The sequence below is a fragment of the Bradyrhizobium sp. CCGUVB14 genome, assembly GCF_024199935.1.
Classification (GTDB): domain Bacteria; phylum Pseudomonadota; class Alphaproteobacteria; order Rhizobiales; family Xanthobacteraceae; genus Bradyrhizobium.
This window is the reverse complement of the sequence record NZ_JANADS010000001.1, coordinates 8405313-8428389: the sequence shown is the minus strand read 5'-3', so window position 1 is coordinate 8428389 and position 23077 is coordinate 8405313. Positions and strand designations below refer to the sequence as shown.

Below are 23077 nucleotides of genomic sequence, written 5' to 3'. Positions count from 1 at the left end.
CAAGTAGTCGCGGGGCAGTCTCGCGACCGCGACAGGAGTACAGGGATGAGGTTTATTGCGATCGACGCGGAGGTGAAGCACGAGCTATCCGCAGTCGAACTCGACGGAGTCGTCGGTGGTTCGGCATCGAGGGGAGGCCCCGGTAGCGTCTACGAACCGCCCCCGCCGCTGCGCGTCGAGAACCCGCCGCTTTTGGGCGGCGGTGGTCTGTTGAAAAATCCGCATATGCGTCTGTTCTGAGGAACGGGCGGTGAGATGGGTGGAGCGACTGATGGATGTCGCTGTGCTCTGCCCATCCTGCGATACCGGAGGCGCGGAGAAATATAACACGCTTGTGTTGTCTCCCATTGAACGCCGATTGGCGCGATCTGACGTACTTCTTATGAAGCTCGCGGATTTCGTCTCTAAGCTGGATATGTTGGACGACGTCGTTGGGCCTCTGGGAGCTTACTTTATTGGCGAGATGATCCTGTGGGTTATCTACGGGGTCATCTGGTTGGTCGGCGCTTCTTTGTACCTTTTGGTGCGCGACTACCCCGGCTTCATAGCAGCGGCCGCAATTTCGTGTGGGGTTCTTGTTCTTGTGCTGGTTGCGTGGCGAGTGCTCAAGACGGACGTCAAAGTCCTGTAGGATGGGTAGAGCGCAGTGAAACCCATCGCTTTGCGGTCGCGCCGTTGGAACGATGGGTTTCGCTGCGCTCTGCCCATCCTACGAGCTTCATGTTCACCGGCAGACCAGCACGGGGATTTTCGCGTAGGTCAGCACCTTGTTTGTCACGCTGCCGATGAGAAGCGTCGAAAGACCGCTGCGGCCATGCCACGACATGACGATGAGATCGCAGCCCTTGGCATCGGCCGCTGCGACGATGGCTTGGTCAGGCTGACCGTGCTCCACCTGAATTGTCTCGCAGGATACGCCGGCCTCCCGGGCCGCTATTTCCGCGTGATCCAGCACGCTCGCATAATCGCCGGTGATGGCAAGCAACGGTTCCACGACATAGATGAGAGATACCTTCGCGCCCTCGGATTTGGCCAACGCCAATCCATGCGCAACCCCGCGCTGTGCCAGCTCGGAGCCATCTGTCGGAATGAGAATATGCCGATACATGCCAACCTTCCGATCTCCCGGACGCATCTCCGGTTTGTGAAGGTAAGCTGGGTCCGCATTTCGGACGGAGCTTGAGATAGATCAATCTATCGCTTGCACCGGGTACGGAACGGCAGCTTTTTTTGGCGCGGCTACAGCCGCTTGATCGCGACGACTTCGCTGCCGGCTGCCTTGATCCGTGCGATCGCCAGTGCGATTGGCTCGATCACCGTAGCCATGTGATGCGCATTGGCGTGAACCATGGTGTCGGCACCGCGGACGATGGCGACATGGCCCTTCCAGAAAATCAGATCGCCGCGCAGCAAACTGTTCCGCTCGTGCGGCTCCAGTGTGCGGCCGAGCCCGGCCTGCTGCATGTCGCTGTCGCGCGGGCAGCCGGTGCCGGCTGATGTCAGCGAGACCTGGACGAGGCCGGAGCAGTCGATGCCCAAACTGCTCTTGCCGCCCCAGAGATAGGGCGTGCCGACGAAGCGCTCGGCGACCGCAACGAAGTCCTGTTCGCGATGGTCGAGCGGCGCGAGATGGGTTTTTGGCAGGAATGTCCCCTCGCGTGTGACGGCAAAATTTCCGTCCTCGCGCGCGATCGTGAGCCTTGATCCCAGCACCAGCGTGTCGACCGGCGGCAGCTTGATCGAGGGACCGGGAAAGGCGAGCGTCCGTAGCGCGCTGACCTTGTGCGTCGGATCGGCCGCTGGCTTCATCAGGGCAGCGTCCGGCAGCCAGCCGACATAGCCGTCGCCACCGAGCTGGCCCCAGGCCCAGCCTTCGCCGTTGCGGTCGTAGACCGTGACCCGCTCGCCGCGCAGCGCCTCCGTCATCAGCATCGCGTTCGAGGAGGCTTGCTCGCGCACCGGCGCGATGGGGGCGACCACCTCGAATTCGTCGCCCGCGACGAAGCGATCGGCCTTCACCTTGCCTTCGAGGTATTTCGCTGCGAGGTCGCCGCGCGCCGGTGTCAATCGCGGATCATGCATAGCGCTCGCTCAGCACCTTGTAGATGGCGCGGGCGGCCTGGCATTCGCCGCCCTCGGGGCGCGCCGGCTTGGCCGACGGCGTCCAGCCATAAATATCCACGTGAAGCCAGCTTTGGGCTTGCTCGACGAAACGTTGCAGGAACAGCGCGCAGGTGATCGAGCCGGCAAAGCCGCCGGACGGTGCGTTGGTGATGGTGGCGGTCTTGGAGTCCAGCCAGGCATCGTAAGGCGGCCACAGCGGCATGCGCCACAACGGATCGTTCTCCTTCGCCGCGCAGCGCGCGACGTCGGCGGCCAGCGTCTCATCATTGGTGTAAAAGGGCGGTAAATCCGGTCCCAGCGCGACCCGCGCTGCACCGGTCAGGGTGCCCAGATCGATCAGCAGCTCAGGCTTCTCCTCGTCGGCCAGCGCCAGCGCGTCGGCAAGCACCAGCCGGCCTTCCGCGTCGGTATTGCCGATCTCGACGGTGATGCCCTTGCGGGAGGTGAAGATGTCGAGCGGGCGGAAGGCATTGCCGGAGACCGCGTTCTCGACGGCCGGAATCAGCACGCGCAGCCGCACCTTCAGCTTCGCATCCATCACCATGCGCGCCAGCGCCAGCACGTTGGCGGCGCCGCCCATGTCCTTCTTCATGATCAGCATGCCGCTCGACGGCTTCAGATCGAGCCCGCCGGTATCGAAGCAGACGCCTTTGCCGATCAGCGTCACCTTGGGATGGCCGGAATCCCCCCAGCCGATGTCGATCAGCCGCGGCGCACGGCTGGAGGCCATGCCGACCGCATGGATCAGCGGGAAGCTTGTCTCCAGCTCCTCGCCGATGGTGCAGGCGTAGCTTGCGCCGAACTCAGCGGCGAGCTCTTGCGCGGCCGCGGCCAGCTCCTCCGGCCCCATGTCGTTGGATGGCGTGTTTATGAGATCGCGCGCCAGCATCGCGGCATCCGCCATGCGGTTGATCTCGGCGGGGTCGACGCCGTCGGGCGGCACCAGTCGGACGTCGGGGCGGTCCGCCTTGCGGTAACGGGCGAAGCGGTAGCAGCCAAGTGCGAAGGCGAGCGCCGCCAGCCGCGTATCGTGCGGTGCATTGGCAAAGCGATAGGTGCCCGGCGGCAGCAGGCCCGGCAATGCGCCCGGCCGGAACCGATCGCGCGATCTGGCACCGTCGTCCTCGAGCCCGAACAGCACTTGCGCGATCGTTCCGTCGGGCGCGGGCAGCGCGAGATAGCCGCCCGGTTTGGCGGCAAAGGCGCTCGCGGTGGCGAACTGGCGTTGCGCCGGCGGCAGCGTTTCGCGCACGGCATCCCAGCTCGATTTGGTGACGAAGGTGATCGGGGTGGCAGTCGTGGACGTCTCGAAGACGGAAGGCATTGGCGGGTCCGCAAGGTCATTCGGGTGGAGGAGACTTCGCAGAGTTTTGCGGTGGCTGCAATCGGCTTTGCTGTCACCGCTCAGTGAGCCGCTACTCGCAGAGCAGCAGCCATGCTAGGTTCCGGCGGCGGTTGCCAGGTTGCGCAGAGAACGCCGGTGACCGAAGACGAAGCGTGCCGGGAGGACGTGCAATGGAATTTGTGTGGGGCGTGATCACATTCATCGGCCAGGCCGTCGAGGCTGTCTTTGGCTATGTCGAGCATCACCACTGGGTCTTCGCGTTCCTCGCCGGCGGCTACGTCTTCTATCTCCATGACCGTTCGATTCATGCGCGGTTCGATGCGCTCGACAAGCGCATCGACGAAATCCGCAAGCGTCTCGCCATTGAATATTGATCGTGCCAGCGAAACAATCGGCTGATTGCGCGCGTATCTCGTTTGAGAACTGCCGTTCACGAGCGCAGTGCCGCAGGGCTTTACTAGCGCCGCGGTTGTGGCATTATTGCTCGATATTTTTAGATTGTGTCGCGCGCGACTGCACGTATCGAGCGCAGCAGCGCCGCTTGAATCCGGGTTGATGCCGATCCGGGTTGATACCTGGCTGCACTCTTCGTCGACGGCAATCCTCTCAATCGTTTGGGCGACGCAGCATTCGCAATGAGCGGCGCAACATGGATAGATCGTTTGTCATTGTGCAGATTTCCGACCTGCATCTGGACGGGTCCGGCCGGCTGCTTGCGACGATCGAGGCCCTTGCCGAAGCGTTGCGCGAGCGGATGGCGGATTTCTCGGATGTGCCCGATCGCATCCTGCTGATCACAGGCGATATCGTGAACGACCCGACGCCGCGCGCGCTCGACGAAGCGCTCGCGGTCATCGCGTCCTTCCGGCAGACCGGCCTGTTCACCGACATCCAGGCGGTCGCCGGCAATCACGACGTCAAGCGTCCCAGTCAGCGCGGCGGCCGGCACGATGCCTACGACTATCTGCACCTGCCGCGCACCTCGAAGAGCGTCTATTACCGCCAGGCCGGTCTCGATCTGGTGCTGCTCGATTCCAACAGGGCAAGCCTGACGACGCTTGCCAGCGGCAACTTCGATGAGCGGGCCTATCACGCGTTGGTGGCGCAATCGGCCCGGCTGAGCGTCGAGCTCGCGGGCAGCATGGGCTCGGCCGGACGCGCGGATTATTCCGAGCCCATGGAAAATCTGGTGCGCGTGCTGGCGTTGCATCATCATCCGCTGCCGCAGGCGACCGGCGAGGGCAAGCGGTTTCTCGGCGTCCCCGATGAGCCGCTGATGTATCTGGCCGCCCCCGCGACCTTTCTCGAAGCCGCCACCTCGCTCAACGTCAATCTGGTGCTGCACGGGCACCGGCATGTCGAGGGGCTCACCCGCTATTCGATCCCCGACCCGCGTGCGCCCTTGAGCGGGGCTGAGGATTTCTGGCGCACGATCTATCTGCTCTCCTGCCCGTCCTCCACCGGGCAGGGCGGCGACGACGCCGGCTTCAACATCATCCATTTTGGCGCGGCCTCCGACGCCGCGCGGCCCGAGTACTGCTTCGCAATCGCCCGCTATTCGCGGCCACGCAATGATGGCGCCTTCAGGCCGCTCGACTCGAATCTGCCGGATGGCGTCGTCAGGCTTCCGGTGGGGCGAGATCTGTCGCGCGATCCCGCTGTCCAGTCCGTGATCGAGATCGCCTCATGCGCATCGCTGAAGCGGGACCAGGTCCTGGCGCTGGCCCATCGGCTGCTGTCGCGTCGCGCCTTCTACGACGACGGTGGACAGGATTGGGCGGACATCCTCTACACCTATCTCGTCACCTCCCATGCCTGGGCAGATCTCTCCGGCAGGTTCGCGAAGTCGGCCCAGAGGTCCGACCTCGCGGCGCTGGCAGACGTGAAGCGGCTGCTCCATCAGTTGATCGGACAATGCGCCGACACGCTCGGCATCGAGCGCGCCGCGCTCGACGAGCTCCGCGCCGACCGCCTGGTCAATCGCGACGACCTCGCGCGGCAGTGGCCGACGCTGCCGCGCGAGGCTGCCGACATCGCGCCGAGGACGCAGCAGCGACTGCAATTGCTGCGCGACCTGAACGACCAGGTGAAGCTGCTCGGCCTCGATCTGGGCCTGGGCGGCGAGATGCCGCCACAAGGCGGGGACCTTCCTCGTTAACCGGCCATTAGGGTTAACAGTCTATTGCTGACGCGTTCAGCTCGATCAATCGGCTCGAGAGTCAAAGCGTCATGCGTCAATGGTTCCGTCCTGCCCGGCTTCTTGCCTCCGCCTCGCTGATTGCGCTCGCGGCCGCGAGCCTCGGCGGCTGCACGGCAATGTCAAAGCTCTCGGATGTGACCGGCTCGATCGGCCCGAAGGCGGAGGCCGCCCCGGCCGATCCGGCGCGCGCCATGGAGGCCTATAGCGAGCGCTATCGCGCCAACCCCAAGGATCCCGACGCGGCGCTGGCCTACGGCCAGGCCCTGCGCGCCAACGGGCAGCGTGCCCAGGCCGCCGCCGTGCTCGAACAGGCGACCATCGCCAATCCCGGCAACAAGCCGCTGCTTGCCCAATATGGCCGCGCGCTCGCCGACACCGGTAATTTCCAGCAGGCCTTCGACGTGCTGTCGAAGGCGCATTCGCCCGACAATCCGGACTGGCGCCTGCTCTCGGTGCAGGGCACGGCGCTCGACCAGATGGGCCGTCACGAAGAGGCGCGCAGCTATTATGCGAGTGCGCTCAAGATTGCGCCCGGCGATCCCGGCGTGCTCTCCAATCTCGGCCTGTCCTACATGCTCACGAAGGAGCTGCCGAAAGCCGAGGAAGCGCTGCGGCAGGCCTACGCCTCGCCGCATGCGAGCGCCCGGGTGCGGCAGAACCTCGCGCTGGTGGTCGGCCTGCAGGGACGCTTCGCGGAAGCGGAGACCATTGTGAAGGCGGACCTGCCGCCGGACCAGGCGGCGGCCAATGTCGCCTATCTCAAGGAAATGCTGAACCGCAGTGATGGTTCGCGCGGCGCGCCGAAGCGGACGCCGGTTGCCTCGCTCAGCCAGGCGGACTGATCCGCCGCCCTCGACGCGATCAGGAGAATTTCGTCAGATACTTCGGAGCTTTGCAGCGATCCACATGGCATCGGGCCGGCCTTGGCCGGCTACTGTGCATGGGGTTGTTTTCGCGGTTTTGTCCTGCTGCGTCAGTGCAGCTCGGAGATCTTGATGCCGGTCGGTCCGAGAATGACGACGAACAGCACCGGCAGGAAGAACAGGATCATCGGCACCGTCAGCTTCGGCGGCAGCGCGGCGGCCTTCTTCTCGGCTTCGTTCATGCGCATGTCGCGGTTCTCCTGCGCCATGACGCGCAGGGATTGGCCGAGCGGGGTGCCGTAGCGTTCCGCCTGCTGAAGCGCCAGACACACCGATTTGACGCCCTCGAGCCCGGTGCGTTTCGCCAGGTTTTCATACGCCACCTTGCGGTCCTGCAAATAGGACAGCTCGGCGGTGGTCAGCGTGAACTCCTCCGACAGCGCGATCGACTGGCCGACGATTTCGGTCGCGACCTTGCGGAACGCCATTTCCACCGACATGCCGGATTCGATACAGATCAGCAGCAGGTCGAGCGCATCGGGGAAGGCGCGCTTGATCGAGAGCTGGCGCTTGGAGATCGCGTTCTTCAGGAACAGCATCGGGGCCTGCAGGCCTAGATAGGCCGCACCGACGCAGATGCCGATCTTGATCGGCATCGGGCGATCCATATGGGCGATCAGGAACACGTAGACGACTGAGCCGACGAACAGCACGAGCGGCGCGACCATGCGGGCGAACAGGAAGGTGACGTAAGGCGCCTGGCCGCGATAGCCCGCCATGATCAGCTTGTCGCGCGCAGCTTCCTGCGCCAGCCATTTGGTGAGGTTGAAGTCGTCGACCACCTTGGAGACGAGCTGCTTGGGGGTCTGGCGCAGCGAGACCTTCTCGCTCTTGTTGAGGCGTTCGCGCTCGCGCTGCCGGATCCGCTCGCGCTCGCTCGCCACCGCCTTCATGCGCTTGGCGAGACCCTCGCCGGCGAACAGCGGCATCACCAGCGTATACACCGTGGCACTGGCGGCGATGGCCGCCAGCAGCATGGTCATGAAGTGCGGGTCATGCAGTTTCGTAACGAGGAAGTCGACCATACGGCACCGTCAGAAATCGAAGTTGATCATCTTCTTCATCACCATGATGCCGACCGACATCCAGGCAACGCAGCCGACCAGCATGAGCTGGCCGGTGGGATGGGTCCACAGCAGGGAGATGTAGCCGGGCGTCGTGAGATAGACGAGGAACATCACGATCGGCGGCAACGAGCCGATGATGCCGGCCGAAGCCTTGGCTTCCATCGACATCGCCTGGATCTTTTCCTTCATCTTCTTGCGGTCGCGCAGCACCTTGGAGAGGTTGCCCAACGCTTCGGAGAGGTTGCCGCCCGACTTCTGCTGGATCGACACCACGATGCCGAAGAAATTGGCCTCCGGCAGCGGCATGCGCTCATAGAGGCGCGAGCAGGCCTCGCCGAGCGGCATGCCGATGGCCTGCGTCTCGATGATGGCGAGGAACTCGCTGCGCAGCGGCTCCGGGGCGTCGGCCGCGACGACCTTGATGGATTCGAACAGCGGCAGGCCGGCCTTGATGCCGCGGACGATGACGTCGACGGCGTCGGGCAGCGCGGCCAGGAACTTGTTTTCGCGGCGCTTCTTCAGGAAGCCCAGCGCCCAGCGCGGCAGGCCGAGGCCGCCGGCAAAGGCAAGACCGGCCGCGCCGATCAGGCCGCCGCCACCGAATAGCGCGCCGAAGAAAAACACGCCTGCCACGACGGCGGATGCGATCCAGAATTTCTGCGGCGTCCAGTCGAGCCCTGCTTGTGAAATGCGGACGTGGAGCGGAACGCTCTTTTCCTGCGCCCGCCTCGCCTCGAGGTCCTTGAGCGAGGTCTCGACCTGCTCGCGGCGCGAGCGCTGGCTCTTTTCAGCCTGCTTGGCCGCGGGCGCGTCGGCGCGCCCGATCGAAGCGCGGCGGCTCTCGGCCTTCCGTTCGCCAGACAGCAGCGGATAGAGGAAGACCCAGGCGATGCCGCCGACGGCGGCGGTGGCGAGGAAGGCGAGGGCGAGGACCTGCATGTTCATGGCTGTACCGACCTGCTCACGTGTTCGGTGCCACTTCCGCGGCGTCGAGCGCGGCGCCGAGGCGTTTCTCTTCGCCGTAGTAGCGGGCGCGCTCCCAGAATTTCGGGCGGCCGATGCCGGTCGAGCGGTGCTTGCCGATGATCTTGCCGTTGGCGTCCTCGCCGACCAGGTCGTAGAGGAAGATGTCCTGGGTGATGATGGTATCGCCTTCCATGCCCATCACCTCGGTGATGTGGGTGATGCGGCGCGAACCGTCGCGCAGGCGCGCGGCCTGGACGATGACGTCGATCGAGGCGCAGATCATTTCGCGAATGGTGCGCGAGGGCAGCGAGAAGCCGCCCATCGTGATCATGGATTCGCAGCGTGACAGCGCTTCGCGGGGATTGTTGGCGTGCAGCGTTCCCATCGAGCCGTCGTGGCCGGTGTTCATGGCCTGGAGGAGGTCGAAGGCCTCCGGGCCGCGGACTTCGCCGACGATGATGCGTTCAGGACGCATACGCAGACAGTTGCGCACCAGCTCGCGCATGGTGACCTGGCCTTCGCCCTCGATGTTGGGCGGCCGGGTTTCGAGCCGCACCACGTGGGGCTGCTGCAGCTGGAGTTCGGCGGCGTCTTCGCAGGTGATGACGCGCTCGTCGTGCTCGATATAGTTGGTCAGGCAGTTGAGCAGTGTGGTCTTGCCCGAGCCGGTACCGCCGGAGATCAGCACGTTGCAGCGGACACGTCCGATGATCTGGAGGATTTCCGCGCCTTCCGGCGAGATCGCGCCGAACTTGACCAGCTGATCCAGCGTCAGCTTGTCTTTCTTGAACTTACGAATGGTGAGCGCGGGGCCGTCGATGGCGAGCGGCGGCACGATGGCGTTGACGCGGGAGCCGTCGGCGAGGCGCGCGTCGCAGATCGGCGAGGATTCGTCGACGCGCCGGCCGACCTGGCTGACGATGCGTTGGCAGATGTTGAGGAGCTGCTGATTGTCGCGGAAGCGGATGCCGGTTTTCTGGATCTTGCCGCTGACTTCGATGAAGACCGTGCCGGCGCCGTTCACCATGATGTCGGCGATGTCGTCGCGCGCCAAGAGCGGCTCGAGCGGACCATAGCCGAGCACGTCGTTGCAGATATCGTCGAGCAGCTCTTCCTGCTCGGCGATCGACATCACGATGTTCTTGATCGCGATGATCTCGTTGACGATGTCGCGGATTTCCTCGCGCGCCGACTCGGAATCGAGCTTGGCGAGCTGGGCGAGGTCGATGGCCTCGATCAGCGCTCCGAAGATGGTCGCCTTGACCTCGTAATAATTGTCCGAGCGGCGGGTCTCCATGACCGGCGCCGGCCGCGAGGGGGCGAGCGGCGGCGAGGCGACGGCCGGCGGGGGCGGCGCGCGCGACACCGTCGGCGCCGGAGCCGGGTCAGGCTCTGGCGACACGGCGCCGGGCTTGGGTGCCCGAAGGTCGGTGTCTGTTCCGCTACGCTTACCGAACACTTAACGACTCCATGCGGCGGCCTATTTTCCCCGCAACTTCTCAATCAGCGGTGAAAGCAGGGACGACTTTTGTTTCTTCGTCTCGCTGCGGCCTGTCAGGCGCTGAGCGATCTGGAGGAACATCTCGATCGACTTGTGGTTGGCGGAGATCTCCGCGATCATCTGGCCGTTGTTGGCGGCCGCCCCGAAGATCTGAGGCTCGAACGGGATCGAGACGACCGGCTGGCTCTCGATCGCCTTGGCGAATTCGGCCGCCGCGATCTCCGGCCGCTTGGGAACGCCGACCTGGTTCAGGCAATACAGCGGCGGGCGGTCGTTGGGACGCGCGGCCTTCAGCAGATCGAACAGGTTCTTGGTGTTGCGGAGGTTGGCGAGGTCCGGCGCCGCCACGATCAGGATGTCGTCGGCGCCGATCAAGGCGCGCTTGGTCCAGCCCGACCATTGATGCGGGATGTCGAGCACGATGCAGGGCATGGTCGAACGCAGCGTGTCGAACACCGAGTCGAAGGCGTCGGTGCCGAAATCATAGACCCGGTCGAGCGTTGCAGGCGCCGCCAGCAGGCTGAGGTGATCTGTGCATTTCGACAGCAGGCGGTCGATGAAGGCGGTATCGACGCGATCGGGCGAGAACACGGCGTCCGCGATGCCCTGCGGCGGGTCCTGGTTGTAGTCGAGCCCGGCGGTGCCGAAGGCGAGGTCCAGATCGGCGACCACGGCGTCCATCGCGAGATCCCGCGCGATCGCCCAGGCGACGTTGTGGGAGATGGTGGAGGCGCCGACGCCGCCCTTGGCGCCGACCACGGCAATGATGCGGCCGACCGCCTTGGCTTCCGGCGCCGAGAACAGGTTGCAGATCGAGCGGACGACGTCGATCGCGCCAACCGGCGCGAGCACGTAGTCGCTGACGCCGCGGCGCACCAGCTCGCGATAGAGCATGACGTCGTTGATGCGGCCGATCACGACAACGCGGGTGCCGGCGTCGCAGACGGTCGCGAGCTGGTCGAGCCCGGCCAGCAAATCGGTGCGGGCGTCGCTCTCGAGCACGATCACGTTGGGAGTCGGCGCAGACCGATAAGCTTCGATCGCAGCCGCCATGCCACCCATCTGGATCTTCAGATGGGCCTTGCCGAGACGGCGGTCCTCGCCGGCCGATTGCACGGCGGCCGCAGTCTCCACGGTTTCGCAGAAGGCCTGAACCGAGACGCGCGGCGCGGGTGCAATATGCTCCTCGACCGGCGCGGGGGCCTCTGGCTGCTCTTCTTGAGTCTGGCGCGCGTAGCTGATCATTTGCCGGTGTCGCTGAGTTTGGCCTTGTCGGCCTCGGGATAGGCCACCGCCGTTGGAGTTCCCTTGCGGTACTTCTCGAAGGCGGCAGTGCGGCGCACCGTGTAGGCCGGAGTTTCAGACCGCGGCTGCTCGAGGTCGGACGGATTGTCGACCATGGCCGCGATGTTCCGCTGATAGGCGCAGCCGTAATTGTAGTAGTCCTTGTTCTCGAACCAGCTCTTGTTCTTCATCGAGGGGCCGAGATCCTCCGGCCACAGGCCGCAGGGGCCCGCAACCGCGGCGATCTTGGAATAGGTGAGCCGGATGGGCGGCAGGAAGCGCTTGTCTTCCGGCTGGTAGGGACGTGCGATGATGCCGCGCGGGGGAACGCCCGCCGCCGCCAGCATCGCCTGAATCTCCCGCATCGATTCCGCCACTGGACGCGCATTCGGCGTTCCGGACGGTACGTCGATGTGGATGGCGCCGGTGCCCTCATGCATCCAGGTCGAGGCCAGGCCCATCACGTCGGCGCGCTGGGCTGCGGTCAGGCCACCGCGAGCATGACCGACGAACACGACGATCGAACGGTTCTGTTCCTCGATCGCGATCGGATGACGCTGTTTGTAATCGTCGGGGATCGAAGCGGTGGCCTCGTCGTGCTGGCAGCCGCCGAGCGCGAGCGCGATACCGACGAGCGCGGCACCGAGGCCGGCGGCGCGGTAGCGGGTCTGGGGTCGTGTTGTGATCATCCTATGTCCCCGTTCCGCCATCAGTCCGTGATGAAGCCGTAGGTGCCGCGATAGTTCTTTGCCGGTTCGTTCCGGCCCGGCACGCCATAGATGCGATTGATGTTGCCGATCAGTTCGGCTTGCGGATCCGCCGGTGCCGCGAAGCCGTCATCCGGCCGCGACAGGTCCTTCGGTGCGGCTGCGCGAACGACATAGGGCGTCACGATCACGACCAGCTCGGTCGTGTTGTTGACGAAGTCGCGGCTGCGGAACAGCGTGCCGAGGATCGGGAGCTGCATGAGCCCCGGCAATCCGCTGATCGCCTGCTTGGTCTGCTGCTGGATCAGGCCAGCCATCGCCATCGCGCCGCCGGAGGGAATTTCCAGCGAGGTTTCGGCGCGGCGGGTCTTGATCGACGGCACCGTCAGCGAGTTGACGGAGGTCGAGGTCACGGCCTGCGACAGCGTGATCGCATTTTCGTTCGACAGTTCCGAGACTTCGGTCATCACGTGCAGGCTGATCTTGCCCTCGGTCAGCACCACGGGGGTGAAGTTGAGCGAGATGCCGAACTTCTTGAAGCTGATCTGGGTGGTACAGACATGCGTGGTGGGATCGCAGGCGTAGCCTGCCGGCACCGGGAATTCACCGCCGGCGATGAAGGTCGCGGACTCGCCGGAGATCGCGGTCAGGTTCGGTTCGGCCAGTGTCCGGATCACGCCTGCGGTTTCCATCGCGCGCAGGGTGGCCTGCACCGACGGCGCTGCGCCGAACTTGGTGGTCAGAGCGTTGCCGTCGACGAGATTCTTGCCAAGCGCCGTGAACGGATTGGAGTTGGAAAAGGTCACCACCGAGGTGCCGTAGTTCAGGTTCGCGGTGAGATCGATGCCAAGCTGCTTGATGACGGTGCGCGCGACTTCCGCGACAGTCACCTTCAACATGACCTGGTCGCGGCCGCGGACCACGATCGAATTCACCACCTTTTCGGGGCCGCCGGCAAGGCGTACCGCGAGGTCGTTGGCCTGCTGCGCTTCGAGCGGGTTGGCCGCGCTCCCGGTCAGGATGACGCCGTCGCCGAGACCGTCGATCTGGATGTCGGAATTGGGCAGGATCTGCTTCAGCGCTGCACGAACGCCGTTGAGGTCGCGCTTGACCGCGATGTCATAGGCCGCGATCTGCTGGCCGGCGGAATCGAAGAACACGATGTTGGTCTGGCCGATCGAGGCGCCGATGATGTAGGCGCGTTGCGACGAGCGGACCACCGCGTTGGCGATCTTGGGGTCGGCAACCAGCACATCCTTGATGTCGCGCGGCAGGTCGATCACGATCGACTTGCCGATGCCGAGCGAGAGGAAGCGCGCGTTCATCTGGCCGTCGGCTGCAACCGGCGCCGCGGGACGGTAATCCGCGGCGATCACGGGCGTCAGCGCGGGGTTGAGCGTCAGCGCGAGAGCGGCCGAGAACGACAGGGCGCGAACCATCGAAGTCCGCATCGTCGCCAGATCTGCCCTGCATTTCATGTCGACTGTCCTCATCGTGCCTTCGTCGCCTGGGTCGGAATGCCGTAGCGAATGATTGAAACGCCATCGCGCTTCTGGGCGGAATCATCGAGCGTGATCTCGCTCGTCTTGACGTCGGCAATGCTGCGCAGCGCCAGCGACAGCGTTCCGGCCTGGCGGGACGAGGACAGCAGCTGGGTTTGCGCGGAATTGAGCTCCAGCGTCACGGTCTTGCCGATCACCGCGTTCTGGCCGTCCTTCTCCTTCGGCGCCTGGTCGATGGCGAGCACGCGGACATTGACCAGAATGACCTCGGACGTGATGACGTCCTGGGCGCCGGCGCTCTGGTCCGGGTTCTTGAGGCGGCGCGTCAGCAGCACGTCGACGCGATCGTTCGGCAGGATGAAGCCGCCCGCGCCGGTCTCCGGCGAGATTTCGGTGGAGATGGCGCGCATACCGGTCGGCAGGATCGCAGCCATGAAGCCGGACCCATCGGCCTTGACCAGCTTCTGGTCGCGGATCGGCTCACCCTGGATGAAGGGCGCGCGCGCGATCGAGCCGACGACCTGGGTCGCGCCGTCGGGGCGCTCGGTGCGGCGGATGAAGGTGGTGCTGGCGGTCGCGGTGGGCCAGGTCTGCCACTGCACGTCTTCCGCCTTCACGGTCTGGCCGAGGCCGATGTCGTTCTTGGCGACGAGCACGTCGGTGGTGGGAAGCTGCGCGACCGGAGCCGCTGGAGGCGGCGCAGAGTCCGAGCCGCTCGCCAGATACGCGGCGACGCCGCCGGCGCAGATGGCGACCGTCAGGACGACTATGCGTGCCCTATTCATACGCTTCACTTTCCACAGAACGCCGCGACGCTGCCGCCGCCGTATTCGGCAGTTGACCAGCTATTCGTCAAAGCATGGTTAATGAGGCGTATCTAAATCGCCTTAACGCCGGGTTTATCCGGAACCTTCAGCGCAGTGCGAGGTGAGCGAGGTCGATCGCTTTCACCCATTCGGTCTCGGGGTAGACCATCAGTGCGCCGAGTGCGAGCGCGATGCCGTAGGGAATACCGGTCTGCTTGTCGTGGAGTCGCGCGAGCCAGGCCTGACCGGCAAGCCCGTAAGGCAACGGCCACTGCCGGAACTGGAGCAGAAGCAGGGTCAGCGCACCGCCGAACAGCGAAGCGTAGAGCAGGAAGTCCATCAAGGGGCCGAAGCCGAACCAGAGCGCGACGGAAGCTGCGACCTTGGCGTCGCCGCCGCCCATCCAGCCCATCGCAAAGCAAGTGAAAGCCACGACGAGGAGCAGCGCGCCGGCGCCGACATGGCTGAGCATCTCGTAAGGTGCCATGCCACCGGCAAAGGCGAGCACGAAGAAACCTGCCACCAGCGCCAGCGAGACGCGGTTCGAGATCGTCATGGTGAAGAGATCGCTGGCGGCTGCGAACGCCATCAGGGCCGGGAACAGCAGAAGGCGCGCGAGGTCGAGGATCATGGGCTGCGTCTTGAGGCCTGGGTCTGTCGCCCGGATCGGGGCGTCGGCGCATGCTAGGGGGCAGTGCTAAACAAACCGACAACGACCGCAGCGGCCTCGGGGCCGGTCATCCGGCGCCGGAAGGTTCACCACATGCTGGCGATGCGCATCGCGAGGGTGACCATGGCGAGCAGCAACGCAAGGCAGATCCAATAGGCCGAGGCGTCGCCTCGCGCCGTGTCCGCCTCGTTCGCCGCAATCGCGGCATCCGTTCTGTGCTTACGCAACGCCACTGGAACTCGCACTGTCCGCAAAAAACAAAGGCCCCGGAGGTCCGGGGCTTTTGCGATCGTCTGCCGGTCGGCTTACTTCAGCGAGGAGCTGATCGAGCCGAACTTGGCGTTCAGCGTGGTGCCGAGGTTGTTGACGACGGTGATGATGGCCAGCGCGATGCCGGCGGCGATCAGACCGTATTCGATGGCGGTGGCGCCGGATTCATCCTTCGCGAAACGCGCAATCAGGTTCTTCATGAAACTAAACTCCATCTGGGTGAGGTCGCCTCGATCGGCGCTGTCTTGACGCGACGAGCATGTGAGCCGAGCTCTTTCGGTAGAGTTAATTCGTTCGGTCAAACACGCATCTCACGCGATGCTTTTGGCCAGAGTGAACATCGCCTTAAGGCGGCCGTCTAAATTCGTTCCAGCCCCGAACGCGCCGTCAACTTCATCCTCCTTTAAATTTCGCGGAGTAGGCCTAAGGGGAGATCAAGCAGACTGGAACAGAAGCGATGATGTCGAGCCTACCCATGCAAGTCGCCTTGATGCTCGGCGAGACCATCGAGAAGGTGATCCCGGTCACCTTCATGCTCGCGGTGGTCTTCACCGTGCTCGAGCATTTCTGGGCGTGCAATGCCGGTCCGGTGTGGTGGCGCAAGCGCGAGATCGTGACCGACATCTGCTACTGGTTCTTCGTTCCGGTATTCGCCCGCACCATGCGGATCGGGCTCCTGATCGTTACCGCTGGTGTCGTCTTCAACATCCACGACGCCGACGAGCTGATCGCCTTCTATGACAACGGCCACGGCCCGCTGGCGCAGCTGCCGCTCTGGGTGCAGGGCGTGCTGTTCCTGGTCCTGGCCGACTTCATGCTGTACTGGTTGCACCGGCTGTTTCACGGCGGCGGGTTCTGGAAATATCATGCGATCCATCACTCCTCCGAGGAGATCAGCTGGATCTCGGCGGCCCGCTTCCACCCGGTCAATCTGATGCTCGGCACCATCGGCGTCGACGTCGTGCTGCTGATGGCCGGCATTTCGCCGAACGTGATGATCTGGGTCGGCCCGTTCACGACCTTCCATTCGGCCTTCGTGCACGCCAATCTGAACTGGACCTTCGGCCCCTTCAGATATGTGCTGGCGACGCCGGTGTTCCACCGTTGGCACCACACCTCGCTCGAGGAGGGCGGCGACACCAATTTTGCCGGCACCTTCCCGATCTGGGATGTGCTGTTCGGGACCTTCCGCATGCCGAAGGGCGAGCTGCCGCAGGATTACGGCAAGGATGAAGCGACGATGCCGAAGGAGATCGGCGGCCAGCTCGCTTACCCGTTCCGTCAGTAGGAGTGCGTCCGGCGCCGGGGCGACAAAAACGTCGGTCCGTTCAAACAATACTTGCCGAGTTTGCGGAACGTTCACGAATTACAGGCAGGTTAACCGGGTCGGGCGCCGGCTCCGCTTGCTGATCGATTCTGCCGGTTTGTGACGTCCCGGGGTAAGAGTATGCGTAAAGAGTTTCTGCGCCGCCACGCGCGCATCTGTCTCCTGGCTGCGGCTGCCGTGCTGGCTTCGCCGGCCATTGGCCTTGCCGAGCCCACCGCCGATACCATCGCGGTCAATGTCGACCAGGCCAAGCTGGTGCGCCTGCCCGGCAAGGTGGCAACGATCGTGGTCGGGAATCCCCTGATCGCCGACGTGACGCTGCAGCCCGGCGGGATGATCGTCGTGACCGGCAAGGGATACGGCGCCACCAACTTCATCGCGCTCGACCGCGGCGGCGAGATCCTGGTTGACCGGCAGATCCAGGTCGAAGGCCCAAGCGATCGTCTCGTCACCGTCTATCGCGGGATCGAACGGGAGTCCTATAGCTGCCTGCCGATCTGCCAGCGCCGCGTCACGCTCGGCGACAGCGACAATTTCTTCAGCACCACGATGAATCAGGCCGGAACGCTGAGCAACAGTGCCAGCGGCAACGGCGCCGCGGCTGCCAAGACGAACTAGCGGGATCAGCCGAGAGGCCCACGGGCGGGACCACCCGGTCCCGCGCGAGGCGTCGTGCGCGGCAGGCTTTCTGTTCTCCCGCGTCCGCGGGCCGGCGTGGTTAACCCGATCTTAACGACTCGGTCCGGCCGGTACGGATTGTCTGAAACACTTAAACAATCAGTTCTTGGTACTGATCGGGGCAGAGATCGCTGCCGCTGGGGAATTTCACGCGATGCCATCGCCCGCACCTTCGAGGTTCACGCTCCGGACTGCGCTGCGCCGGTTTCGCGGCAATCGCCGCGGCTCCGCAGCAGTCGAGTTCGCGCTGGTCGCGCCGATCTTCTTCGGGCTGCTGTTCGCGATCATTGAGACGGCGCTGATGTTCTTCGCGAGCCAGGTGCTCGAGACCATCACGCAGAGCTCCGCCCGCGTCGTTCTGACCGGGCAGGCGCAGTCCGGTTCGGTGACGAGTTGTGCGGTGAACTCCGTGGCCACGCCGTGCACCCAGGCGACGTTCAAGACCTACGTCTGTGCGCAGATCCCGGCGCTGTTCGATTGCAACAGCCTCAGCGTCGACGTCCAGAGCTATTCGGACTTCTCGTCGGTCACTCTCGGCAACTACACCGCCTGCAACTTCGATCCCACTACGGTGGGGTACAATCCCGGGAGCTCCGGGCAAGTCGTCGTGGTGCGGCTCTATTACAAGTGGCCGCTGTTCGTGACCGGGCTCGGCTACAATCTGGCCTGTAGCACCACCAACAATACACGGCTTCTCGTCGCGACGGCCGCATTCCAGAACGAGCCCTACTAGGACCATCGGATTTGAGCAGAACCATGCAGGCGATCCTGAAAATCTTGCAAGCTGGCCGTATCTCTGCAGGCAAATTCCGCGCGGACAACAAGGCCCTCGCGGCAACCGAGTTCGCGGTGATCGTGCCGGTGATGCTCGTGATGTTCTTCGGCACCGTCGAGCTCTCATCCGCGGTGGCGGTCGACCGCAAGGTGACGCTGATCGCGCGAACCCTGTCCGATTTGACGTCGCAGTCCTCAGGGACGCTGACCGACGCCAACCTCCAGAACACGTTCACGGCGAGCATGTCGATCATCACGCCGTACGACAATACGCTCGTGAACGGAACGATCGCCCAGATCTATATCGACGCAAACAGCGTCGCCAAGATTCAATGGAGCAAGTCCGCCGTCATTACGAGCGGTGCGACGCAGGCCAGCCTGACGGCTCCGCCGCCGACACTGGCGGCCAACACCACGGTCACGTCGATGATTCCGTCGACGCTGCTGCTTCCGTCGACCTATCTCATCTTCAGCCAGGTGAGCTACATCTACACAGCTCCCGTCAAATATGTCCTGAAGACGGGCGTCACGCTGAGCGATGTCTCTTATACGCGTCCGCGGCAGGTCACCTGCGTCTACTATGGTGGCGTTCCGACGACGTGCTGAGCCGCACAGCGGCCAGGTTAGTCGATACCGCATAAAAAAAGGCCGTGCATCCCGCACGGCCTTTTTCGTTGTTCGGTGCGCTCGCGCTGGAGATCAGCCTGCGTCGCGAAGGTTGTCGGCAGCCGACTTGCCGGACCGGCGATCGGCGACGATCTCGTAGGAGATCTTCTGGCCTTCGCGCAGCGAGCCGAGGCCGGCGCGCTCGACGGCGCTGATGTGAACGAACACGTCCTTGCCGCCGTCGTCGGGCTGGATGAAGCCATAGCCCTTGGTCGCGTTAAACCACTTCACGGTTCCCATGCTCACGTGGGTAGTCCCTTCTCAGATACACAATTTAAAAGCCCGCTTGCGCAGGCAGGTTAGATCGAATTTTTGGAAGGGTCGTCAGCGTGTCTGAACCGGCTGTACCGGTGGATGCCAATGTCGTCCGGCCGAAAATCGATGTGTTCATTTTATTGGAACTAAGGCCCCAAAACAATCCTGACGTGCACGATTTTTTGATCCGCCGTGATGCCCACGGCGGATCAGCATACAGATCAGCATTTTCATTCCGCGCTTGCGCGCGGGAGCCGTTAACGGCGGCGGAATTGGCCGCCGCGCTGTCCGGGACGCGGCGGTCCGCCGGCGGTCGCGGGACGTTCGTCCTTGTGGCGGAAAATTAGCCGGCCCTTTTCGAGGTCGTAGGGCGACATCTCCACCGTCACGCGGTCTCCCGCCAGCGTCTTGATGCGGTTCTTCTTCATCTTGCCGGCGGTGTAGGCGACGATCTCGTGCCCGGCGTCGAGCTGCACGCGGTAGCGCGCGTCGGGGAGGATTTCGGTGACCAGTCCTTCGAACTGGATCAGCTCTTCCTTAGCCATGAATTTCTCCAGGTCGTGGACGGCTAGTGCGAATGAGGTTTGCGGTTCGGGTGGCCGTTCGGCCGACTCTCACGGCGCAAAAAGGCCACGCCTTGTATCCCATCGGGCGCCCCGGCGCTATGCGCGGAACGCTGTTCCGGGCGGTCGGCCGGCGAAGAATGCACCTTTCCACCGGAGCGGCGGCGGCGCGACCCTTTCGAGGCCTGCGCGCCATTGCCGGACCTTCCATCGGCATGCCTTCCGTCAGCATGCCGGGGGTCGCCGTGCCGGCCGTCGCCCTGCTTGCCGGCGCTGTGGTGGCGTCCATCGCCATGCCGTTCGTCGTTGCGCCGTCCCTCACCATGCCGTGCGCCTTGCGGGCGCTGGCCCGGGCGGCCGCCCGGCCGGCCCTGACGTTGCTGCGGCGGCGGAGCGCCCGCATCGCGGCGGCCGGCATCGGTGCGCAGATCCTCGCGCGGCAGCGCCACCTTGATCAGCCGCTCGATGTCACGGAGATAGCTGAGTTCCTCGCCGCCTGCGACCAGCGAGATCGCGGTGCCTTCGGCGCCGGCGCGCGCGGTGCGGCCGATCCGGTGGACATAGGTCTCCGGCACGTTCGGCAGGTCGTAGTTGATGACATGGGTGATGCCGTCGACGTCGATGCCGCGGGCGGCGATGTCGGTGGCGACCAGGGTGCGGATTTCACCGGAGCGGAACTGGGCGAGCGTGCGCTCGCGATGGTTCTGCGACTTGTTGCCGTGAATGGCGCTGGCGGCGATGCCGGCCCTCTCGAGCGTCTTCACGACCTTGTCGGCGCCGTGCTTGGTGCGGGTGAACACCAGCGCGCGGTTGATCGGCTCGTCCTTCAGCAGCTTGGTCAGGAAGGTGGCCTTGGCCGAGAAATCGACCTGGATGATGCGCTGGTTGATGCGCTCGGCGGTCGACGAGACCGGGGTCACCGCGACGCGGGCAGGATCGCGCAGCATGGAATCGGCGAGTTCGGCGATGTCCTTCGGCATGGTGGCCGAGAAGAACAGCGTCTGCCGCTTGATCGGCAGCTTGGCGACGATTTTGCGGATATCGTTGATGAAGCCCATGTCGAGCATGCGGTCGGCTTCGTCGAGCACGAGGAATTCGACGCTGCCAAGCTTCAGTCCGTTGCTCTGCACGAGATCGAGCAGGCGGCCAGGGGTGGCAACCAGCACGTCGACGCCCGGCATCAGGGCGCGGACCTGGCGGCCCATCGGCACGCCGCCGATGGCCAGCGTCGAGGACAGGCGGATGTGGCGCCCATAGGCGTTGAAGCTGTCGAGGATCTGCCCCGAAAGCTCGCGGGTGGGCGACAGCACCAGCACGCGGGCCGTCTTGGGCTGCGGCTTGATGCGGTTCTCGAGCAGGCGATGCAGGATCGGCAGCGCAAAGGATGCGGTCTTGCCGGTGCCGGTCTGGGCAATGCCGACGACGTCGCGGCCGGTCAGCGCCGTGGGGATCGTCTGGGCCTGGATGGGGGTGGGGGTGACGTAATTCTCTTCGGCGAGAGCACGTGCGATGGGTTCGGCGAGGCCGAAGTCCTGAAACGAAGTCAAAAGATGGGTTCTTTCCATGTCAAATGCGGTCGGCCCGGCGCAATCTGCGGGGCGCGCGCATAAGGGTGTCGAGAAGACACCTGCGTGTTTGGGGTGTCGGATGGCTTGGGAGATATGGGGCAAGCCAGAGGCCCGTAGAGGGCTTAAGAACACGCGGCTCGCTATGACCGCTCGATTCGCGAGCGATCTCCATAGTCATATGGAACATTGACGGGGCGCTTTCAAGGCAGGCGATCATCTGGCGTCGATCGCAGTGCAAAAATAGTTATGCCGGAATTTTAGCCAGCAGCAGCGTTTTGCTCAAAAAATGAACTGGCTGCCGCATAAGCATACATTTTATTCGCCCAAGTTTTGAGCAGTTAGACTGCGGCGAAACTTGGATTGCGCCGAAATTGTCTAGACTGACCAATCACTTGGCAGGTGCCCAGCCCATGGCATGGTTCTTGCGATTCCGTTAATCGCAGGCGGCCGTGGGGCCGTTTCGCAGCGTTTTTCACGTCTGCGTCAGGGAGATGATACATCCATGCCTACCAAATCCATTCACGATATAGCGGCGTCATTTAGCCGCCGCGGCGTTCTCGCCGCGACCACCGGACTGATGCTCGGTCTGGCGTCCATTTCCGGTGCCAAAGCCGCGGACGACACCATCAAGGTCGGCGTCCTGCACTCCCTCTCCGGCACCATGGCCATCAGCGAAACCACGCTGAAGGACACCATCCTTTTCCTGATCGACGAGCAGAACAAGAAGGGCGGCGTGCTCGGCAAGAAGCTCGAGGCCGTCGTCGTCGACCCCGCCTCGAACTGGCCGCTGTTCGCCGAAAAGGCGCGCGAGCTGATCACCAAGGACAAGGTCTCGGTCGTGTTCGGCTGCTGGACCTCGGTGTCGCGCAAGTCGGTGCTCCCGGTGTTCAAGGAGCTCAACAACATCCTGTTCTACCCCGTGCAGTACGAGGGTGAAGAGTCCGAGCGCAACGTGTTCTACACCGGTGCTGCGCCGAACCAGCAGGCGATCCCGGCCGTCGACTATCTGATGAAGGACGAGAAGGTGAAGCGCTGGGTGCTCGCGGGCACCGACTACGTCTATCCGCGCACCACCAACAAGATCCTGGAAGCCTACCTGAAGTCGAAGGGTGTTGCCCAGGAAGACATCATGATCAACTACACGCCGTTCGGTCACTCCGACTGGCAGACGATCGTGGCCGACATCAAGAAGTTCGGCTCGGCCGGCAAGAAGACGGCGGTGGTTTCGACCATCAACGGCGACGCCAACGTCCCCTTCTACAAGGAGCTCGGCAACCAGGGCATCAAGGCGAAGGACATCCCGGTGGTCGCGTTCTCGGTGGGTGAGGAAGAGCTCGCCGGCATCGACACCAAGCCGCTGGTCGGCCATCTCGCTGCCTGGAACTACTTCGAGTCGATCAAGACCCCGGCGAACGAGAAGTTCATCAAGGATTGGCAGGCCTACACCAAGAACCCGAAGCGCACGACCAACGATCCGATGGAAGCCCACGTGATCGGCTTCAACATGTGGATCAAGGCCGTCGAGAAGGTGAAGTCGACCGATCCGGACAAGGTGATCGATGCGCTTCCCGGCATCGAGGCGCCGAACCTGACCGGTGGCGTGTCGAAGATGCTGCCGAACCACCACATCACCAAGCCGGTGTTCATCGGCGAGATCAAGGGCAACGGCCAGTTCGACGTGGTCTGGAAGACCCCGGGTCTCGTCGCTGGCGACGCCTGGTCGAAGGAGCTCGACGGCTCCAAGGACCTGATCGGCGACTGGGTCGGCAAGAAGTGCGGCAACTTCAACACCAAGACCAACAAGTGCCTCGGCTCCGGCTCCTGATCCGGATCTGACGTTCGACTGCACAATGGGAGAAGACGGCTATTCCGCCGCCTTCT

26 protein-coding genes are annotated in these 23077 nt (G+C 64.1%); 10 read left to right on the top strand and 16 right to left on the bottom strand.

All coding sequences use genetic code 11. The features are described 5' to 3' along the window. Positions 1-45: 45 nt before the first annotated feature. Positions 46-240, top strand: coding sequence for a hypothetical protein (locus NLM32_RS39475; protein WP_254134054.1), 195 nt, complete (start codon positions 46-48; stop codon positions 238-240). Positions 241-271: 31 nt separating this feature from the next. Next, positions 272-631, top strand: coding sequence for a hypothetical protein (locus NLM32_RS39470; RefSeq protein ID WP_254134053.1), 360 nt, complete (start codon positions 272-274; stop codon positions 629-631). A gap of 93 nt (positions 632-724) precedes the next feature. Here NLM32_RS39470 and NLM32_RS39465 read toward each other — a convergent pair whose 3' ends face one another. The 3 genes from NLM32_RS39465 to NLM32_RS39455 all read right to left on the bottom strand — a co-directional run bounded on the left by NLM32_RS39465 (position 725) and on the right by NLM32_RS39455 (position 3448). Further along, complete coding sequence (locus tag NLM32_RS39465; RefSeq protein WP_254134052.1) at positions 725-1108, bottom strand: universal stress protein; 384 nt, start codon at positions 1106-1108, stop codon at positions 725-727. Positions 1109-1239: 131 nt separating this feature from the next. After that, on the bottom strand, positions 1240-2082 hold the full coding sequence (locus NLM32_RS39460; RefSeq protein WP_254134051.1) for a C40 family peptidase: 843 nt from the start codon (positions 2080-2082) through the stop codon (positions 1240-1242). Continuing rightward, entirely contained in the window at positions 2075-3448 is a 1374-nt protein-coding gene (locus tag NLM32_RS39455; protein WP_254134050.1) for a M17 family metallopeptidase, read from the bottom strand. The genes NLM32_RS39460 and NLM32_RS39455 overlap by 8 nt, the downstream gene beginning before the upstream one ends. Before the next feature lie 191 nt (positions 3449-3639). Here NLM32_RS39455 and NLM32_RS39450 point away from each other — a divergent pair, with 191 nt between their 5' ends. The 3 genes from NLM32_RS39450 to NLM32_RS39440 all read left to right on the top strand — a co-directional run bounded on the left by NLM32_RS39450 (position 3640) and on the right by NLM32_RS39440 (position 6511). Next, complete coding sequence (locus NLM32_RS39450; protein WP_254134049.1) at positions 3640-3843, top strand: hypothetical protein; 204 nt, start codon at positions 3640-3642, stop codon at positions 3841-3843. 275 nt (positions 3844-4118) lie between these two features. Beyond that, positions 4119-5627 carry a metallophosphoesterase gene (locus NLM32_RS39445; protein ID WP_254134048.1) on the top strand — a complete coding sequence of 503 codons (1509 nt, stop codon included), beginning with the start codon at positions 4119-4121 and terminating at the stop codon, positions 5625-5627. Between the two features lie 71 nt (positions 5628-5698). Further along, positions 5699-6511 (top strand): tetratricopeptide repeat protein, encoded by an 813-nt coding sequence (locus NLM32_RS39440; RefSeq protein WP_254134047.1) that lies wholly within the window; start codon positions 5699-5701, stop codon positions 6509-6511. 131 nt (positions 6512-6642) lie between these two features. Here the strand turns inward: NLM32_RS39440 and NLM32_RS39435 are convergent, their stop codons facing one another. From NLM32_RS39435 to NLM32_RS39390, 10 genes are all read right to left on the bottom strand, one after another. Then, a complete protein-coding gene (locus NLM32_RS39435) occupies positions 6643-7617 on the bottom strand; it encodes a type II secretion system F family protein (protein ID WP_254134046.1) in 975 nt (324 codons plus the stop codon). Between the two features lie 9 nt (positions 7618-7626). Continuing rightward, complete coding sequence (locus NLM32_RS39430; RefSeq protein WP_254134045.1) at positions 7627-8604, bottom strand: type II secretion system F family protein; 978 nt, start codon at positions 8602-8604, stop codon at positions 7627-7629. Positions 8605-8620: 16 nt separating this feature from the next. After that, entirely contained in the window at positions 8621-10084 is a 1464-nt protein-coding gene (locus NLM32_RS39425; protein WP_254134044.1) for a CpaF family protein, read from the bottom strand. A gap of 21 nt (positions 10085-10105) precedes the next feature. Continuing rightward, positions 10106-11371, bottom strand: coding sequence for an AAA family ATPase (locus tag NLM32_RS39420; protein ID WP_254134043.1), 1266 nt, complete (start codon positions 11369-11371; stop codon positions 10106-10108). Further along, a complete protein-coding gene (locus NLM32_RS39415) occupies positions 11368-12099 on the bottom strand; it encodes a CpaD family pilus assembly protein (protein ID WP_254134042.1) in 732 nt (243 codons plus the stop codon). Before NLM32_RS39415 ends, NLM32_RS39420 begins: the two co-directional genes overlap by 4 nt. 20 nt (positions 12100-12119) lie before the next feature. Continuing rightward, positions 12120-13595 (bottom strand): type II and III secretion system protein family protein, encoded by a 1476-nt coding sequence (locus tag NLM32_RS39410; protein ID WP_254134041.1) that lies wholly within the window; start codon positions 13593-13595, stop codon positions 12120-12122. An 11-nt stretch (positions 13596-13606) separates the two neighbouring features. Further along, a complete protein-coding gene (gene cpaB / locus NLM32_RS39405; RefSeq protein ID WP_254134040.1) occupies positions 13607-14404 on the bottom strand; it encodes a Flp pilus assembly protein CpaB in 798 nt (265 codons plus the stop codon). 127 nt (positions 14405-14531) lie between these two features. Next, on the bottom strand, positions 14532-15056 hold the full coding sequence (locus tag NLM32_RS39400) for a prepilin peptidase (protein WP_148776824.1): 525 nt from the start codon (positions 15054-15056) through the stop codon (positions 14532-14534). Positions 15057-15181: 125 nt separating this feature from the next. Next, positions 15182-15322, bottom strand: a complete 141-nt coding sequence (locus NLM32_RS39395) for a hypothetical protein (RefSeq protein WP_254135578.1) — start codon at positions 15320-15322, stop codon at positions 15182-15184. Between the two features lie 78 nt (positions 15323-15400). Then, positions 15401-15565 carry a Flp family type IVb pilin gene (locus NLM32_RS39390; RefSeq protein WP_008131913.1) on the bottom strand — a complete coding sequence of 55 codons (165 nt, stop codon included), beginning with the start codon at positions 15563-15565 and terminating at the stop codon, positions 15401-15403. Positions 15566-15825: 260 nt separating this feature from the next. Here NLM32_RS39390 and NLM32_RS39385 point away from each other — a divergent pair, with 260 nt between their 5' ends. From NLM32_RS39385 to NLM32_RS39370, 4 genes are all read left to right on the top strand, one after another. Continuing rightward, positions 15826-16653: a sterol desaturase family protein gene (locus NLM32_RS39385; RefSeq protein WP_254135531.1), complete on the top strand. Its 828-nt coding sequence runs from the start codon at positions 15826-15828 to the stop codon at positions 16651-16653. Between the two features lie 159 nt (positions 16654-16812). Continuing rightward, entirely contained in the window at positions 16813-17310 is a 498-nt protein-coding gene (locus tag NLM32_RS39380) for a pilus assembly protein N-terminal domain-containing protein (protein WP_254134039.1), read from the top strand. A 214-nt stretch (positions 17311-17524) separates the two neighbouring features. Further along, complete coding sequence (locus tag NLM32_RS39375; RefSeq protein ID WP_254134038.1) at positions 17525-18103, top strand: TadE/TadG family type IV pilus assembly protein; 579 nt, start codon at positions 17525-17527, stop codon at positions 18101-18103. A 23-nt stretch (positions 18104-18126) separates the two neighbouring features. After that, entirely contained in the window at positions 18127-18750 is a 624-nt protein-coding gene (locus tag NLM32_RS39370; RefSeq protein ID WP_254135530.1) for a TadE/TadG family type IV pilus assembly protein, read from the top strand. Positions 18751-18843: 93 nt separating this feature from the next. Here NLM32_RS39370 and NLM32_RS39365 read toward each other — a convergent pair whose 3' ends face one another. The 3 genes from NLM32_RS39365 to NLM32_RS39355 all read right to left on the bottom strand — a co-directional run bounded on the left by NLM32_RS39365 (position 18844) and on the right by NLM32_RS39355 (position 21193). Then, positions 18844-19056, bottom strand: coding sequence for a cold-shock protein (locus NLM32_RS39365; protein ID WP_188101588.1), 213 nt, complete (start codon positions 19054-19056; stop codon positions 18844-18846). A gap of 266 nt (positions 19057-19322) precedes the next feature. Further along, a complete protein-coding gene (infA, locus tag NLM32_RS39360) occupies positions 19323-19610 on the bottom strand; it encodes a translation initiation factor IF-1 (protein WP_018646603.1) in 288 nt (95 codons plus the stop codon). 23 nt (positions 19611-19633) lie between these two features. Next, on the bottom strand, positions 19634-21193 hold the full coding sequence (locus tag NLM32_RS39355) for a DEAD/DEAH box helicase (RefSeq protein ID WP_254134037.1): 1560 nt from the start codon (positions 21191-21193) through the stop codon (positions 19634-19636). Positions 21194-21698: 505 nt separating this feature from the next. On the opposite strand from NLM32_RS39355, the gene urtA reads away from it, so the two are divergent. Beyond that, positions 21699-23021, top strand: a complete 1323-nt coding sequence (gene urtA, locus NLM32_RS39350; RefSeq protein WP_200471806.1) for an urea ABC transporter substrate-binding protein — start codon at positions 21699-21701, stop codon at positions 23019-23021. The last annotated feature ends 56 nt before the right edge of the window (positions 23022-23077 follow it).